The 15827-nt window shown below is 72.2% G+C and carries 12 protein-coding genes; 8 read left to right on the top strand and 4 right to left on the bottom strand.

Features of this window, described 5'->3' with window-relative positions:
- The first annotated feature begins 60 nt into the window (after positions 1 to 60).
- From ACWD0F_RS41970 to thyX, 4 genes are all read left to right on the top strand, one after another.
- On the top strand, positions 61 to 2187 hold the full coding sequence (locus ACWD0F_RS41970; protein ID WP_449887106.1) for an anthranilate synthase component I: 2127 nt from the start codon (positions 61 to 63) through the stop codon (positions 2185 to 2187).
- A gap of 214 nt (positions 2188 to 2401) precedes the next feature.
- Complete coding sequence (locus ACWD0F_RS41965) at positions 2402 to 3580, top strand: amidohydrolase family protein (RefSeq protein WP_449887104.1); 1179 nt, start codon at positions 2402 to 2404, stop codon at positions 3578 to 3580.
- Positions 3581 to 3753: 173 nt separating this feature from the next.
- Positions 3754 to 6384, top strand: coding sequence for a M4 family metallopeptidase (locus ACWD0F_RS41960; RefSeq protein ID WP_449887102.1), 2631 nt, complete (start codon positions 3754 to 3756; stop codon positions 6382 to 6384).
- A gap of 120 nt (positions 6385 to 6504) precedes the next feature.
- Positions 6505 to 7239: an FAD-dependent thymidylate synthase gene (gene thyX, locus ACWD0F_RS41955; RefSeq protein WP_449887100.1), complete on the top strand. Its 735-nt coding sequence runs from the start codon at positions 6505 to 6507 to the stop codon at positions 7237 to 7239.
- Positions 7240 to 7380: 141 nt separating this feature from the next.
- Here the strand turns inward: thyX and ACWD0F_RS41950 are convergent, their stop codons facing one another.
- Together ACWD0F_RS41950 and ACWD0F_RS41945 are read right to left on the bottom strand one after the other, a co-directional pair.
- Positions 7381 to 7689, bottom strand: coding sequence for a hypothetical protein (locus ACWD0F_RS41950; RefSeq protein WP_449887098.1), 309 nt, complete (start codon positions 7687 to 7689; stop codon positions 7381 to 7383).
- A 3-nt stretch (positions 7690 to 7692) separates the two neighbouring features.
- Positions 7693 to 8772, bottom strand: a complete 1080-nt coding sequence (locus ACWD0F_RS41945; protein ID WP_449887096.1) for a WD40/YVTN/BNR-like repeat-containing protein — start codon at positions 8770 to 8772, stop codon at positions 7693 to 7695.
- 141 nt (positions 8773 to 8913) lie between these two features.
- Between ACWD0F_RS41945 and ACWD0F_RS41940 the strand changes: the two genes are divergently transcribed.
- Positions 8914 to 9705 carry a helix-turn-helix domain-containing protein gene (locus ACWD0F_RS41940; protein WP_449887094.1) on the top strand — a complete coding sequence of 264 codons (792 nt, stop codon included), beginning with the start codon at positions 8914 to 8916 and terminating at the stop codon, positions 9703 to 9705.
- A gap of 81 nt (positions 9706 to 9786) precedes the next feature.
- On the opposite strand, the gene ACWD0F_RS41935 is transcribed toward ACWD0F_RS41940, so the two are convergent.
- On the bottom strand, positions 9787 to 11169 hold the full coding sequence (locus tag ACWD0F_RS41935; RefSeq protein WP_449887091.1) for a sialidase family protein: 1383 nt from the start codon (positions 11167 to 11169) through the stop codon (positions 9787 to 9789).
- A 342-nt stretch (positions 11170 to 11511) separates the two neighbouring features.
- Positions 11512 to 12633, bottom strand: coding sequence for a globin domain-containing protein (locus ACWD0F_RS41930; protein ID WP_449887088.1), 1122 nt, complete (start codon positions 12631 to 12633; stop codon positions 11512 to 11514).
- 594 nt (positions 12634 to 13227) lie between these two features.
- On the opposite strand from ACWD0F_RS41930, the gene ACWD0F_RS41925 reads away from it, so the two are divergent.
- From ACWD0F_RS41925 to ACWD0F_RS41915, 3 genes are read left to right on the top strand one after another with little or no spacing between them, the layout of a single operon-like run.
- On the top strand, positions 13228 to 13914 hold the full coding sequence (locus ACWD0F_RS41925; RefSeq protein ID WP_449887085.1) for a gamma-glutamyl-gamma-aminobutyrate hydrolase family protein: 687 nt from the start codon (positions 13228 to 13230) through the stop codon (positions 13912 to 13914).
- Between the two features lie 9 nt (positions 13915 to 13923).
- Positions 13924 to 14838 (top strand): alpha/beta hydrolase, encoded by a 915-nt coding sequence (locus ACWD0F_RS41920; RefSeq protein ID WP_449887083.1) that lies wholly within the window; start codon positions 13924 to 13926, stop codon positions 14836 to 14838.
- A complete protein-coding gene (locus ACWD0F_RS41915) occupies positions 14835 to 15614 on the top strand; it encodes an enoyl-CoA hydratase/isomerase family protein (protein WP_449887080.1) in 780 nt (259 codons plus the stop codon). Before ACWD0F_RS41920 ends, ACWD0F_RS41915 begins: the two co-directional genes overlap by 4 nt.
- Positions 15615 to 15827: the final 213 nt, after the last annotated feature.

The raw sequence follows: 15827 nt of genomic DNA, 5'->3' as shown, positions 1-15827 counted from the left end.
TGGCGGCCTTTCTTGTGTCCGCCCCCGGGGCGCATCATGTGACGTGGTAAGGGGCAGCAAGTGGAGACGAGCGGATATACCACCGCCGGGGGCATCGGCGTTGAGCGTGAGGCTCGGGAGTCCGACGAGGCGGCGCTCGAAGAGATCGTGACGGCCCTCGGCGAACGGCGCGGGGGCGCCTTCTCCTCGGGCATGGACTATCCAGGCCGCTACAGCCGATGGGCGTTCGGCTACGTCGACCCGTGCCTGGAGCTGGTCGCCAAGGGCCGCACCATCTCGGCGACCGCGCTCAACGCGCGCGGCCGGGTCGTGCTGCCCGCCATCGCCTCCTGCCTGCTGGCCGCGGGCAAGCCGGTCACCGAGCCGACCCCCGACCGCGTCGAGGTCTACGTCTCCGAATCGGGAGACCTGCTCCCCGAGGAGATGCGCAGCCGCCGGCCCACCGTCTTCACCGCGATCCGCGAGGTCATCGCCGCCTTCAAGGGCGACGATCCGCACCTCGGGCTCTACGGCGCGTTCGGCTACGACCTGGCCTTCCAGTTCGAGCCCATCAGGCAGGAGCTCGTCCGCCCCGACGACCAGCGCGACCTGGTGCTGCACCTGCCCGACCGGCTGGTCGTGATCGACCGGCAGCGCGAGACCAGCGTCGAATACCGCTACGAGTTCACCGTCGACGGCGCCACCACCCGGGGCCTGGAGCGGGCCGGCGCGAGCGCCGCCCCCGTTCCCCCGGCCGAGCTGCCCGCGGACCCGGTGCGGGGCGAATACGCCAAGGTCGTCGCCGCCGCCAAGGAGCGGTTCAAGCGCGGCGACCTGTTCGAGGTCGTGCCCGGCCAGGTCTTCCACGCCACCTGCGCCGACCCGTCCGGTTTCTACCGCGGCCTGCGCCACAGCAACCCGGCCCCCTACGAGTTCATCATCAGCCTCGGCGAGGGCGAGCACCTCGTGGGCGCCTCGCCCGAGATGTACGTCAGGGTGAGCGGCGACCGGGTGGAGACCTGCCCCATCTCCGGCACCATCGCCCGCGGCAGCAACCCCGTCGAGGACGCCGAGGCCATCCGCACCCTCCTGTCGAGCGTCAAGGAGGAGTCGGAGCTGACCATGTGCACCGACGTGGACCGCAACGACAAGTCGCGCATCTGCGTCCCCGGCACCGTCAAGGTCATCGGCCGCCGCCAGATCGAGCTCTACTCCCGCCTCATCCACACCGTCGACCACATCGAGGGCCGGCTGCGCCCCGAGTTCGACGCGCTCGACGCCTTCCTCACCCACATGTGGGCCGTCACCGTCACCGGCGCGCCCAAGACGTGGGCGATGCAGTTCATCGAGGACCACGAGGCCACCACCCGCAGGTGGTACGGCGGCGCGATCGGCTTCATCGGCTTCGACGGCTCCATGAACACCGGCCTGACCCTGCGCACCGCCCAGATCAGAGACGGCGTGGCGACCGTCAGGGCCGGGGCCACGCTGCTGTTCGACTCCGACCCCGAGGCCGAGGAGCGCGAGACCGAGCTCAAGGCCAGCGCCCTGCTCGGCGCCCTGGCCGCGGTCAACCAGCCCGGCACCGTGCCCGTCCCCGAGCCCAGGCCGCAGCCCGGCCGCGGCATGAAGGTGCTCCTGGTCGACCACGAGGACTCCTTCGTCAACACGCTGGCCGACTACTTCCGCCAGGAAGGCGCCGACGTGGTGACGCTGCGCCACGGCTTCCCCGGCCACATGATCGACGACATCGGGCCCGACCTGGTGGTGCTCTCGCCCGGCCCCGGCTGGCCGACCGACTTCGGCATGTCGGCGCTGATCGACCAGATCTACGCCCGCGACCTGCCGGTGTTCGGCGTCTGCCTGGGCCTGCAGGCCATGGTCGAGCAGGCGGGCGGCTCGCTGGAGCTGCTCGACTACCCCGAGCACGGCAAGCGCGGCCAGGTGTCACGGCTCGGCGGCAGCGCGCTGCTCGACGGGCTGCCGGAGGAGTTCACCGCGGCCCGCTACCACTCCTTGCACGCCAAGCGGCCCGGCGTCGTCGGCTTCACGCCGATCGCGGTCACGCCCGACGGCAACGTGATGGCCATCGAGGACGTCGAGCGACGCCGGTTCGCCGTGCAGTTCCATCCCGAGTCGATCCTGACGCAGGAGGGCGGCGCCGGCGCCAAGATCATCGCGAACGTGCTGCGCCTGGCCCGGCGGTAGCGCTCCGGGCGAGTCGGATCGCCGCCGGGCCCCGATCGGGCCGGGTCCGGCGGTAGCTCGGCGAGCCGGCGCCGGGCCCCGATCGGTCACGGCCGGAGCGGCGGTCCGGCTCGGACTGCCGCCACGGCCCTGACCGGGCACGACGGCCGGAGCGGCAGTCCGATGATCAGGTAAAAGCCCCTCGGGGTGCGCGGAGCTCCCTTAGAGTCTGCGCATGCTCCCCGCAGACCTGCCCGGCACGGTGCGTGACGCGCTGCTCGCCCCGCTCGTCGACCACCACTGTCACGGGGTGCGGCGGGACGACCTGAGCAGAGCGCAGTTCGAGCTGCTCATCAACGCGGGCGGCAGTCCCGCCCCGCCCGGCACCACCCACTTCGACACCCCGTTCGGCGCGGCCGTGCGCCGCTGGTGCGCGCCGCTGCTCGACCTGGAGCCGCACGCCCCGCCCGCCGTCTACCTCGCCCGGCGGGCCGAGCTGGGCGCGGGCGAGGTCAACCGGCGGTTGCTGGCGGGGGCGGGTGTGGTCGCGTTCCTGGTCGACACCACGTACGCCTCCTACGCCGCCTTGGAGTACGCCGGCTCCGACGGCATCGACCTGTTGTCGGCCGCCGAGATGGGCCGCCACGGTGGCGCCGCGGCCGACGAGCTCGTGCGCGTCGAGCAGATCGAGCGGGACGTGGCGGAGCTGGCCCAGGTCGCCGCCGACTACCTCGACGGCCTCGGCGAGGCGCTGGGAGCCAGGGCCGCCAGGGCGGTGGGCCTCAAGACGGTCGTCGCGTCCCGGTGCGGCCTCGACTTCGATCCGGCCAGGCCCAGCACGGGCTCGGTGATCGCCGCCGCCAACCGGCGCCTGGGCGATCCCAAGGCGCCGCTGACGGATCCGGTCCTGCTGCGCCATCTGCTCTGGAGCGCCGTCGACGTGGCCAGGGAGCGCGGGCTGCCCGTGCAGTTCCACACCGGCTTCGGCGGCTCGGGCCCGGAGCCGCGGCGCACGGAGCCGGCCCGGCTGAGCACGTTCGTCGGGGCGCTGCAGCCGCTGGGGGTGCCGGTGATCCTGCTGCACTGCTATCCCTACCATCGGCAGGCCGCCTACCTGGCGGCCGTCCATCCGCACGTCTACGTGGACGTCGGCCTGGCGCTGCCGTACACCGCAGCCGGGTCGGCCCGGGTGGTGGACGAGCTGCTGGAGCTGGCGCCGTTCCACAAGCAGTTGTACAGCTCCGGCTGCCACGGGGTGGCGGAGTCGGCCTACCTGGGGGCGCTGTACTACCGGCAGGCGCTGGGAGCGGCGCTGCGGTCCCGGCTCGGCACGGGGGAGTGGAGCACCGCGGACGCCGCCAGGATCGCCCACATGATCGGCGCCGGAAACGCCCGCCGGATCTACCGGCTGTAAGCCGGGGCCGGGCGGCAGCTACCGGTTGTAAGCGGGGGCCGGCTGGCATCTACCGGTTGTAAGCGAGGGCCGGGCGGCTCACGGCCACGCGGCAGGCATGGTGGGACTGGGCATTCCCCGGATGACGGGTGATGATCGAGGCGCCAGAAAGCCGACGTACACCTGGAGGTGTCGTGTCCTGGCGTCCCATCACTCTCACGATCGCCGCGTTATGCCTGGCGCTGTCCCTGCCGGGAGTCGCCGCGGCCGACGACCCGCCCCCCGAGGTCGAGGCGCGCGCGGGCACGCGGGCGCCCGCCGAGGTGCGCGGGCTGGCCGAGCCCGCGCCGGCCGGCGACCCCGTCGTGGCGGCCAGGGCGCACCTGGCCGATCCGCGCTACCACCTCGACCCGGCGGCCGACCTCGTGCCACTGGGCACCGTCGTGGACGGCGCCGACACGACGGTCCGGTTCGCCCAGCGCCACCATGGCCTGCCCGTCTTCGGCGGGCAGTATCTCGTGCACTTCACGGGGAACGGCGCCCAGCGCGAGGTCACGGGGGCGGGCGGCCGCTTCCACACCGAGCTGAGCGTCGATCCCGCCCCCGAGGTCGGCGCGCCGGCGGCGGCCCGGCTCGCCCGCAACCGGCTCGTCACCGACCGCCACGTCCGCGCGACGATCAAGGCCACGACCGGCGAGCTGGTCGTGGTGCCGCGCGGCCCGGGCGTGCTGGCCTGGCACGTCGTCCTGTCCGGCGCGGACGCGGCGGGCAGGCGCCCTGTCCTGCTCGACGCCTACGTCGACGCCCACTCGGGCCGGCCGCTGTTCGCGCTCGACCGGCTGCGGCACGAGGGCCCGGTGCGCGCCACCGGCACGACCACGCACGGCCGCCACGTCGAGCTCGGCGCCTACCAGCGCGCCGACGGCGCCTACGAGCTGCGCGACCGCTCCCGCCCGATGTGGAACGGCGCCACCGGCGAGATCCTCACCTACGACGCCAAGGGCGGCGACGTCTTCGACTACGTCTTCCCCGGCATCCCGGCGGGCACCGAGCTCGCCCGCTCGGCCGGCCCGGCCTTCGGCCCCGAGCACACCGCGAGCGGCGCCGTGGACGCGCACTGGGGCGCCGGCGAGGTCTACGCGTACTACCGGCGGCTCGGCCGCGAGGGCCTGGACGGCGCCGGCGGCACGATGTACTCGGTCGTCAACGTCACCTACCTGGGCGAGCCGTTCGGCGACGCCTTCTGGGACGGCACCAAGATGGTGTACGGCGGAGGTGGCCCCCTCTACCACTCCCTGGCGGCGGGGCTGGACATCGTCGGCCACGAGATGACCCACGGCGTCATCACCCACAGCGCCGGCCTGGTCTACCAGGGTCAGTCGGGCGCGATCAACGAGGGCCTGGCCGACTACTTCGGCGACGCGATCGAGGCGGACACGTTCGGCATCCCGATGAGCGACCCCGACGCCAGCCTGATCGGCGAGGACATCTGCAAGACCCTGCCGCCCGCCGAGTGCGGCTTCCGCGACCTCGACGACGACCGGAACGCGGCCGAGGACTACATCGGCCTCACCGCGGCCTCTGACAGCGGCGGCGTGCACCTCAACTCGACGATCTTCTCCGGTGCCCTCTGGGACGTCAGGGAGCGGCTCGGCGCCGGGTTCGACAAGGTCGTCTACAAGGCGCTGACCGAGTACATGACGCCCCTGGACGACTTCGCCGACGGCCGCCGCGCCGTCGAGTCCGCCGCCCGCGCCGCCGGTCTGTCCGCCGGCGACCGGGCCGTGATCGGGCGCGCGTTCGAGCGGCACGGCATCAGGCCCGGCTGGGAGCGGCGCATCCCGGTCGACAGCAGGGTCGTGATCGACGGGCTCACCGACGCCTCCGACCCGCCGGGGCTGGCCGGCGACCGGTACGTCGTCGTGAACTCCACCCCGGACGCCGCCGGCCCCACGACGATCCTCACCGGCGGCCTGAGAGGCGGCGGCCCCGCCACGCTGTCGGACAACGACCTGTGGAACTGGCTGCCCGTGACCGACGGCGGGCGCGGGCTCTGGGTCACGTACGGGACCGAGCTCGGGACCTATCAGATCCGCTCGCGGCCCCTCGACCGAAGCCGGCCCTCGACGGTGGTGCACGACTCGACCGGCTACGTCTTCGCCATCGCCGTCTCCGGCGGCACCGTCGCCTGGTCGGGCGAGGACCCCGCCACGGGGGAGGTCGAGCTCTGGCTGAAGCGGGGCGCCGCCGCGCCGGTCCTCCTCACCGCCGAGGCGGGCGTGCACGGCTACACGCCCTCGATCAGCGGCGGCCGGCTCGCCTATGTACGCGTCTGGTACGACGGCGACGTCGAGCACAGCACCCCGGTCGTCCACGACCTGGGCACCGGCCGGGAGGTGGTGCTGCCCGAGGTGCCGGGCGCCCCGTCGATCTCGGCGCAGACCGTGATGACCGCCGGGCACGTGGTCTGGCTGTACGACGCCGACCGCGACGGCCGCACGGGCGTCATGCGGGCCCGCGCCGACGGTACCGGCTCGACGCCCCTCGTGCCCGACGGGCCGCAGGCGCCCCAGGGCTTCCGGATCGACGCCAGCGACACGCTGGTCACGATCAACCATTTCCCCGACGACTTCACGATCTCGAACGAGGCCATGCTGAAGTTGCTGCAGATCCCGATCACGGGCGGCCCGCCGGTCCGGTACTCGTGCAACAGGGGCGAGCAGTCCCTGTTCGCCGCCGGCGAAGGCGCCCGCGTCCTGTGGCTCGACGGCACGGCCACCGACACGGACCTGGTGACCAGGGAACGGCCCGCATACCACTGCTGACCTGGCTCGCTGCCCGCCGTACCCCCGCGACGGGGGTGCGGCGGGCCCGAGTCGCGCCGAGCGGTGGGACCTGGTTTGCTTGAGCTGTCACTACCACCCAACACGAGCGGGGGCCTCTCTATGGGCACTGTCGAACCGGAGATCGAGATCAAGTTCCGCAGCGACATGGACGTGGAGCTGGTCAAGTCGGCCGCCTCGGACGCCGACGTGTTGTGGGCCGCGCGCGTCTCCACCAAGGGCGAGAGCTCGCTGGCCGAGATCGAGGCCGACCCCCAGCGTTCCAAGGGGCTCATCAACTACCTGATGCGTGACAGGCACGGCACGCCGTTCGAGCATTCGTCCATGACGTTCTACATCAGCGCGCCGATCTTCGTCTTCCGTGAGTTCATGCGCCACCGCACCTTCTCCTACAACGAGGAGTCCGGCCGCTACCGCCAGCTCGTCCCGGTCTTCTACGTGCCGGGGCCGGACCGCAAGCTGGTGCAGGAGGGCAAGCCGGGTAAATACCTCTTCAAGGACGGCACCCCGGAGCAGCACGAGCTGGTGACCGAGGCGACCCTGGCCAGCTACCGCCACTCCTACCGCGCCTACCAGGAGATGCTCGACGCCGGGGTGGCCCGTGAGGTGGCCCGCACCGTGCTCCCCGTCGGCCTCTACTCCTCGATGTACGCCACGTGCAACGCCCGCGCCCTGATGAACTTCCTGTCCCTCCGGGTCCAGCGCGAGGACTCCACCTTCCCGTCGTTCCCGCAGCGGGAGATCGAGATGGTGGCCGAGAAGATGGAGGAGCTGTGGCAGGGCCTCATGCCGTTGACCCATGCGGCGTTCGAGGCCAACGGCCGCGTCTGCCCGTGACACCCCCGCGCTGAGAGCCGGTCGCGGCCGGAGACCTACGGCGGCACGGAGTCTTGCGGCGGCCGGAGACCTGAGGGCGGGGGCCTTGCTGCGGGGCCGGGGCCCGGGGGCCGGTGGTCCCCGGACGGTGCGGAGCGGCGCTCAGGCGAGCGCGGGCAACACGTAGACCTCGGCCCCCGGCGGCAGCGCACAGTCGAGTCCGCCGAACGCCTGGGCGTTCTCCCCGCATACGATCATGCTGATGTGCCGGCGGATGCGCCCGTAGTCGTCGCGCAGCCGCTCCTCCAGCCGCGGATGCGTGCGCCGCAACATGTCGAGGGCCGAGCCGAGGGTGGGCGGCGAGTCCCGGTCGGCGCCGATCGCGAAGACCTTGACCTCGCTGCGCCCGCTCACCCACCGGCGCAGCGAACTGGGCAGCACGAACACGACCATCATCACGGGTTTCGTCATCGGCTAGAGCACCGCCGCGCGGACGGTCAGCACGTCGGGCAGGTGCCGGCCGACCAGCGACCACGTCTCGCCGTCGTCGCGCGAGCAGTGCACCTCGCCGTCGCGGGTGCCGAAGAACAGGCCCGCCTCCGAGGCCGTCATGGCGTCGCGGAGCACGGTGGCGTGCACTGGACCCTCCGGCAGCCCCTGGCCGAACGGCTGCCACGTCTGGCCCGCGTCGTCGCTGCGGAAGACCTGGTAGCGGTGGCCGACCGGCGTGCGGTCGATGTCGGCCGTCAGCGGCAGCACGAAGATCGTGCCGGGCTTCGACGGGTGCGTCACGATCGGGAAGCCGAAGTCGGACGGCAGCGAGGAGCCGATGTCGTGCCAGCTGCCGCCGAAGTCGTCGCTGCGGTAGACGCCGAAGTGGTGCTGCAGGTAGAGGCGCTCGGGCCGGACCGGGTCCATGCCGACCTTGTGCACGCACTGCCCGAACTCGGGATATTGCTGCCCCTCGGGCATGAACGGCGCCCTGATGTTGTGGTTGGCGGCCTCCCAGGACTGCCCGCCGTCGGCCGAGCGGTAGAAGCCGGCGGCCGAGACCGCCACCGCCAGCACGCGGGGGTCGGTGGGGTGATTGAGGATCGTGTGCAGGCACAGGCCGCCGCCGCCCGGCTGCCAGTGCGGCCGGTGGGGATGCTCCCAGAGCCCCTCGACCAGGCGGTAGGTGACGCCGCGGTCCTCGGAGCGGAACAGCGCTCCCGGCTCGACGCCCGCCCACACCACGTCGGGCTCCGACGGCGAGGGGAGAAGCTGCCAGACCCTCGTCAGCGTCGTGCCGGTCTGCTCGGGGAAGGCGATCGGCGGCTGCTCGGCCTCGCCCCACGTCTTGCCCAGATCGTCGGAGTACATCACCGATGGACCGAAATGTCCGTACTCGATGCCGGCCAGGAGCCGGGGCGTGGTGCCGCGCGTGTCGATCGCGACCGAGGGCACCGCGACGGTGGAGAACTGGATCGGCTCGATCTCGAACGGGCCGCCGTCCGTCGAGCGGGCGAGGAAAAGGCCCTTGCGGGTGCCGATCGCGAGCACTGCTTCACTCATGGCATCGCTCCCATGTTGGCTTGCCCGCCATCGTGCCACGCTGCTACGACAGTTTCCGAAGACTGGGCGATTCCGCACCTGCCGAGCCGATTACCTGGGGGGTAATCGTCCCGCTTCCCTCCGGCCGCTAGCGTTGCGGGCATGGGAGCGGTCGCCGTACGTGAAGAGTCCTTCGGAGAGCTGCTGCGCTCGTGGCGCCAGCGGCGCCGCGTGAGCCAGCTCGACCTCGCCATCGAGGCCGACGTTTCGGCCCGCCACATCAGCTTTCTGGAGACCGGGCGCGCCGGGCCGAGCCGGGAGATGGTGATGAAGCTCGCCGAGGAGCTGGAGGTGCCGCTGCGGCACCGCAACAGGTTGCTGATGTCCGCCGGGTTCGCCCCGGTCTATCCCGAGCGTGCGGTGCGCGCCCCGGAGATGCGGGTGGTCCGCGAGGCGCTGGACAAGATCCTGGCCGGCCACGAACCCTATCCGGCGGTCGTGGTGGACGCGGTGTGGAACCTGGTGGCGGCCAACTCGGCGGCCGGCATGTTCATGGAGGGGGTGCCGGCCGAGCTGCTCCGGGAGCCGATCAACGTCATGCGGTTGTCGCTGCATCCCGACGCGATGGGCGGCCGGCTGCTCAACCTCGCCGAGGTGCGCGCCCATCTGCTGCCCCGGCTGCGCATGCAGGCCGAGACGTCCGGTGACGGGCGGCTGGCGGAGCTGCACGACGAGCTGGCCTCCTATACCTATCCGGGTGTGGATCTGAACGTGACGCACATGCCCGGGCCCGCCGACATCCTGGTGCCGCTGCGGATCGCGGCCGGTGACCGGGTGTTGTCGATGTTCACCACGATCGCCACGTTCGGGACGCCGGTGGACGTGACGGTCTCCGAGCTGGCCATCGAGACGTTCTGGCCCAACGACGAGGAAACCGCCGCCGCCTTCCGCTGACCGCGATGGGCCACTAGTCGCGTCGGGTCGTTGACCGCGACCGGGTCGTTGACCGCGACGGGCCGCAGAGCGCGACCAGGGTCAGCGGGCCGTGCGGGGGAGGGTCTGGACGGGCTCATCGGAGGCCGCGGTGGGCGCCTCCACGGACACCGGCGCGGCGGGGCCGCCCGCGATCGGCAGCCCGCCCGTGACGGTGTAGGTACGCACGTCGAACCCGCCGCCCGGCGGCGCCGCCGCGACCGTGAACGCCGGGAAGGCGTTGCCGCCGGGGACGACGGAGGTCGAGATGTAGTCGCCGGCCAGCCGCCCCTGGTCGGTGCCGGCCAGCCGGTCGAGCGGCATCGCGCCCTGCAGCTCCGCCGGCGCCGACCAGGTCGCGCCGCCGTTGGCGGAGGAGGTGTAGCCGACCGTGAGCTCGCAGGTCGCGGCCGTGCAGGCGGCGGCCGGGTAACGGTAGTAGGCGAGCGCCAGCCGGGCCGCGCCGCCCGGGGAGTCGCGGTCCACGCCGAGGCCGGGGATGAAGTGGTCGCCGCCGTCCGAGGTGACGCGCGTGACGACGCTCCAGGCGTTCCCGCCGGGCGAGGTGCTCATCACGATGTCGTTGCCGGCGCAACCGGCCTGGAAGCGGCAGTCGTGCCAGACGACGTACACGGTGCCGTCCGCGTCCGTCTCCGCCGACGGCAGCGGCGCGGCCCGCAGGCCGCCCGCCACCGTGTGCCGCTGCACCGTCGAGACCAGCACGTTCGCCCCCCAGCTCGCGCCGCCGTCGCGGGAGCGGAAGGAGCGGATCTGCCCGTCGCCGCTCAGGTACGGCACCACGACCGCGCCGTTCGGCCGCACCACCGGCTGCCCGCCGAGCCCGGTAGCGGTGGTGGCGGCCACGGACCAGGTCTGGGCGCCGTCGGAGGAGCGGGCCACGCCGATCGTGCCGCCGGTGGCGTGGTCGTCGAACGTCGTGTAGCAGGTGCCGTAGAACGGGCTGGCGTCGGTGTTGTCGCAGACGATCCAGCCCTTGTCCAGATCGCCTCCGGTGGCGGTCACGACCGGTTTGCCCCAGGTCAGGCCACCGTCGGAGGAGCGGCTCGTCAGCACCGCCGCGCCGATGACCCCGCCCGCGTCCGTGAGCGCCAGCGACGAGATCAGCCACACCCCGTGCCGGGCGTCGAAGGCCACCGACGGATCACTGACCCGCTGGTACGGCCCGCCGCCGGTGATGCCGGGCAGGACCCCCTTGGCCCAGGTGCCGCCGTTGTCGGGCGAGGTCGCGAACGTGATGTCGGCCGCCCCTCCGTCGAAGAAGCGCCCGCTCTGGTGCGCCGTGACGATGGTCCTGCCCCACTGGTAGGTGTCGGGCCCCGCCTGTGTGCCGCGCTGCCCGGCGCCGGTGGCCCCGTCGGCCCCGATCTCGGTCAGCGGCACCACGCTCGCCGTCGCGGGGGTGCAGATGAGCAGCAGCGTCGCCATGACGACGGCCGGCAGGCCGCCGAGCCGGCCGAGTCCCCGGCGCCCAGCGGGTGGCGGAGCAGGACATGGAGCAGGGGACGGTGCGGGCGCCGGCGCGGGGGACGTCGCGGGCGATGGAGCAGAGGACGATGCGGGCGACGGTGCGGCCGATAGAGCAGGGGACGGTGCGGGGGAGGGCGAGGGGGCTGGCACTGTCCACCTCCGTTGGCGTGTCAGTTCCAGATGGCACCGTCCGCCCCCCGCTGTCAACCTCCCGAGGTGGCGCGGCCGGGCTTTCGGAGAAGTCGCGCAGCGGGCGCCGAAGACGACGGAACAGGTCCGCCGCCGTCCCAAGGAGAAGAATCAGTGCTCGCTCTGGACGATGTCCCGGTGGATGTGCGACAGCGGCACGCCGTCGTCTTGCCGCAGCCGGCGCACCGTCTCGTTGACCATGACGGGCGGGCCGCACACGTAGACGTCGTGATCGGCCCAGGAGTGGAAGCGCCCCGTCACCTCGGCCAGATGGCCGCGCATCCCGTCGTACGACGGCTGGTCCGACACCACGGGCACCACCCGCAGCCACGGGAACGACGACTCCATCCTGATCAGGTCCGGCAGGTCGTACAGCTCGTCGGCGGTGCGGGCGCCGTACAGCAGGTAGATGTTGGGCCGGCGGCCCGAGGCGATGAGGGACTCGATGATCGCCTTCAGCGGCGCCAGCCCGGTGCCGCCCGCCACGCACAGCACGTCGCGCTCGCTCTGCTCGCGCGGCGTCATCAGGCCCATCGGCGGCCCCAGCATGAGCGTGTCGCCGATGCGGGTGTGCCTGGCGAGCGTGGTGGACACCCAGCCGCCGGGCACCGAGCGCACGTGCAGCCTGATCGTGTTGTCGGCGCGCGGCGCGTTGGCGATCGAGAACGTCCGCCACACCCGGGGCCAGCGTGAGGTCTGCACGTTGACGTACTGGCCCGGCGTGTACGGCAGGCGCTGGGTGGGCCGGAGCGTGAGGACCGCGATGTCGCGATGGCGCTGCTCGTGGTCGATGACGTCGGCCAGCCACCACGCGGGGGCGAGCCCGGCGTCGGACGTGGCCGACTCGATCATGAGACCGGCCGCCGTCGCGTACGCCGACACCCAGGCCGCCTCGATCTCGTGGTTCCAGACGTCGGCGGCGAAGCGGCGGATCGTGGCGAGCAGCGCGTTGCCGACGGCCGTGTAGTGCTCGGCGAGCACCCCGTACTTGCGGTGGTCCCTGCCCAGCTGGGCCAGGAACCCCGCGAGACTGTCCGGGCTGTCCAAGCTCCACACGATGCGGGTCAGCGCGCTGAACAACCGGTCACGCTGTACGTCCATGGCGGGCGGGAACATGCCCCGCAAATGCGGACTCTCAGCGAACAGCCGGCCGTAGAAGTAGGCCGTGGCCTTGTCGGCCACCGGCTCGACGACGGAGAAACTCTCTTTAACCAGGCGCGGATTCAACGACATATATCCAACCCCACCTTTGGACCGGAAAAGCATTCCGGTCTTGTCGTTCCCCTCCCTGACGGCTCCGGGTCGTGAGCGGCCGGCGAACCCCGGTACATCCAGCGCGCTCGAAAATGAGTCTTACACCACCGATGACGCGTCACAACCGATTCACGGCAATAAGGTGCGAAGAAGAACTATCAGTAATGAGATCGTGATTCTCTGCAGTCGGCGTTTCCCGCTTTTTCAGACAAAGAATGCGAACATAATTTATATTCGTTTTTATGCGCTGAATGGAGGGTCGGTCCGGTCTCGCGCCCCGGGGGCATAGCGGCCCGCTTCCCGGAGGAGACGCCAGGACCTTCGCCGCGACGGCCCGCCCGGCACCCGCCCCGCCCTCGCCCGGATGATCTCCGAGACGGCCTCCCGGCAGTCCTGATCCGGAGATAAGCGGACGAACGGCAGCAAGCCCGGTGGCGTGGGAGGGAAGTGGTGGCCGGGGATCTTTGGGAGGGGTGACATATCGGAAAGAGTGTGCGCCATGATGGGGGCCGTGGGCCGTCACCTGGAGGGGCTGACGGCCGCACGCACTCCACCATGCCCCCTGGAGATCGCATGTCCCGACCGCTGATCGGCATCACCGCCTACTTCGAGGCCGCCCGCTGGAGCGACTACGTCCGCGAGGCCGTGTTGTCCCCGCCCTCCTACGCCAAGGCCGTGGCCCGCGCGGGGGGTGCGCCGGTGATCCTGCCGCCGATCGGCCTGCCCGCCATCGAGGACTACGTGCGCGGGCTGAGCGGAGTGGTGCTGGCGGGCGGCGTGGAGCTCGGCGCCGGAACGTACGGCGACGAGCAGGACGAACGCGTCCCCGAGGCGCAGACGCACCGCGACCGGTTCGAGCTGGCGCTGGCCAGGGCGGCCGTCCGCGCCGACGTGCCCATCCTGGCCATCGCCAGGGGCATGCACGTGCTCAACGTCGCCCAGGGCGGCACGCTCATCCCGTGGTTGCCCGAGATGCTCGACCACGGGCGGCACGGCGAGCCGGCCGCGAGCCACGTCATCCAGGTCAGCGTGACCAGCAAGCTCGGCAAGGCGGTCGGCGACCGGGTCGAGGTGACCGCGCCGCACCACCAGTCCGTCCGCCGGCTCGGCAGCGGCCTGCTGGCCGTGGCCTGGGCCGAGGACCAGATCGTCGAGGGCGTCGAGTTGCAGGGGCACAAATTCGGCGTGGGCGTCCAGTGGCATCCGGAGCGGGGCGGCGACGACCGGATCTTCGATGCGTTCGTCGAAGCGGCCCGATAGGCTCCGCTCATGCCGTTGCACCCGCAGGCACGCGACTACCTCGCCGCCGACGCGCAGGACGGGGAGATCGACTTCGACGCGATCACGCCGGAGGACATCCAGCGGGCGCGCACGCAGGATGACCTCGCCGCCCAGCGCGGCCCGCTGACCAAGCTGCCCTTCGTCCGCGACGAGCGGGCCGAGGGCGTGCCCATCCGGATCTACCGGGCCGACCCCGGCGACGGCCGGCTGCCCGTCGTGGTCTACTTCCACGGCGGCGGCTGGGTCCACGGCAGCGTCAAGCGCAGCGACGCCCTCGGGCGCGACCTGGCCATCCGGGCCGGCGCCGTCGTGGTGTCCGTCGACTACCGCCTGGCCCCCGAGCACCCGTTCCCGGCCGCCGTCGACGACGCCTGGACGGTCGTGCGCGACATCTTCGCCAGGCCCGCCTTCTACCAGAGCGACGGCAGCGTCGCCGTCCTCGGCGAGAGCGCGGGCGGCAACCTCGCGGCCGTCGCGGCGCGGCTGGCCCGCGACGCGGGCCTGCGGCTGGCCCACCAGGCGCTCGTCTTCCCCGTGCTCGACCTGGCCATGGACACGCCCAGCCACCGGGAGTTCGCCAGCGGCTACGTGCTCTCTGCGTCCGAGCTGACCTGGTTCGCCCGCCAGTACGCACCCGGCGCCGACCCGGCCGACCCGCGGCTGTCCCCGCTGCGGCTCGCCGACGTCGCCGGCCTGGCCCCCGCGACCGTGGTCACGGCCGAGTACGACATCCTGCGCGACGAGGGCGAGCGGTACGCCCGCCGCCTGGCCCAGGCGGGCGTGCCCGCCGAGAGCCGCAGGTTCGACGGCGCCCTGCACGGCTTCTTCGGCCTGCCGGGCCTGTTCGACCAGGCCGTCGAGGCCCGCGACTACGTCGCCGGGCGGTTGCGGGAGTCCCGGTGACCTACACCAAGCTCAAGATCGACACTCCGGCCGAAGGCGTGCTGCGGATCACGATCAGCGAGCCGGCCCGGCTCAACGCCGTCGACATGACCGGCCACCGCGAGCTGAGCGAGATCTGGCGCGACGCCGACCGCGACGACGCCGTACGGGCGATCGTCGTCAGAGGAGAGGGCGCGGCGTTCTCGGCGGGCGGCGACCTGTCCATGATCGAGGAGATGACCCGCGACCACGCCACCAGGCTGCGCGTGTTCGCCGAGGCCCGCGACATCGTCTACAACGTGCTCAACTGCGCCAAGCCGATCGTCTCCGCCATCCAGGGCCCCGCCGTCGGCGCCGGGCTCGCGGTCGCGCTGCTGGCCGACATCTCCGTCGCCGGCCGGACCGCGCGGATCATCGACGGGCACACCCGGCTCGGCGTCGCGGCCGGCGACCACGCCGCGATCATCTGGCCGCTGCTGTGCGGGCTGGCCAAGGCCAAATACCACCTGCTGCTGTGCGAGCCCGTCACGGGGGAGCAGGCCGAGCACATGGGGCTGGTCAGCCTCTGCGTGGACGACGACCAGGTGCACGACAAGGCCATGGAGATCGCCGTCCGGCTCGCCGCCGGCTCCCAGGAGGCGATCAGGCTCACCAAATACTCGCTCAACAACTGGCTGCGCCTGGCCGGTCCCACCTTCGACGCCTCGCTGGCGATGGAGTTCCTCGGTTTCACCGGACCGGACGTGGCCGAGGGCCTGCGCGCCCTGCGGGAGAAACGGCCGCCCGCCTTCGGCTGAGAAGGGGTGTGCTTCCCCCGGCCCCGGGTAGTCGCAATCTTGAAGGCGAACGGTGTGTCAGCAGATCAGGCCCGGTTCGCCGGGGTCGAGAACGCTGCCCCGGAGATCCGAACCGCGGCATGCCGGCGGCGGGCGCGCCCCCCCCCGACCACGACACCCGAAGGAGGGCAAAGCCGATCACGCCGGAGCCGACACGCCCCGCGAGAAGCTGCG

The organism is Nonomuraea sp. NPDC002799 (genome assembly GCF_053592075.1).
Note: the sequence above shows the minus strand (reverse complement) of the source record. Positions and strands in the feature narration are given on the sequence as shown.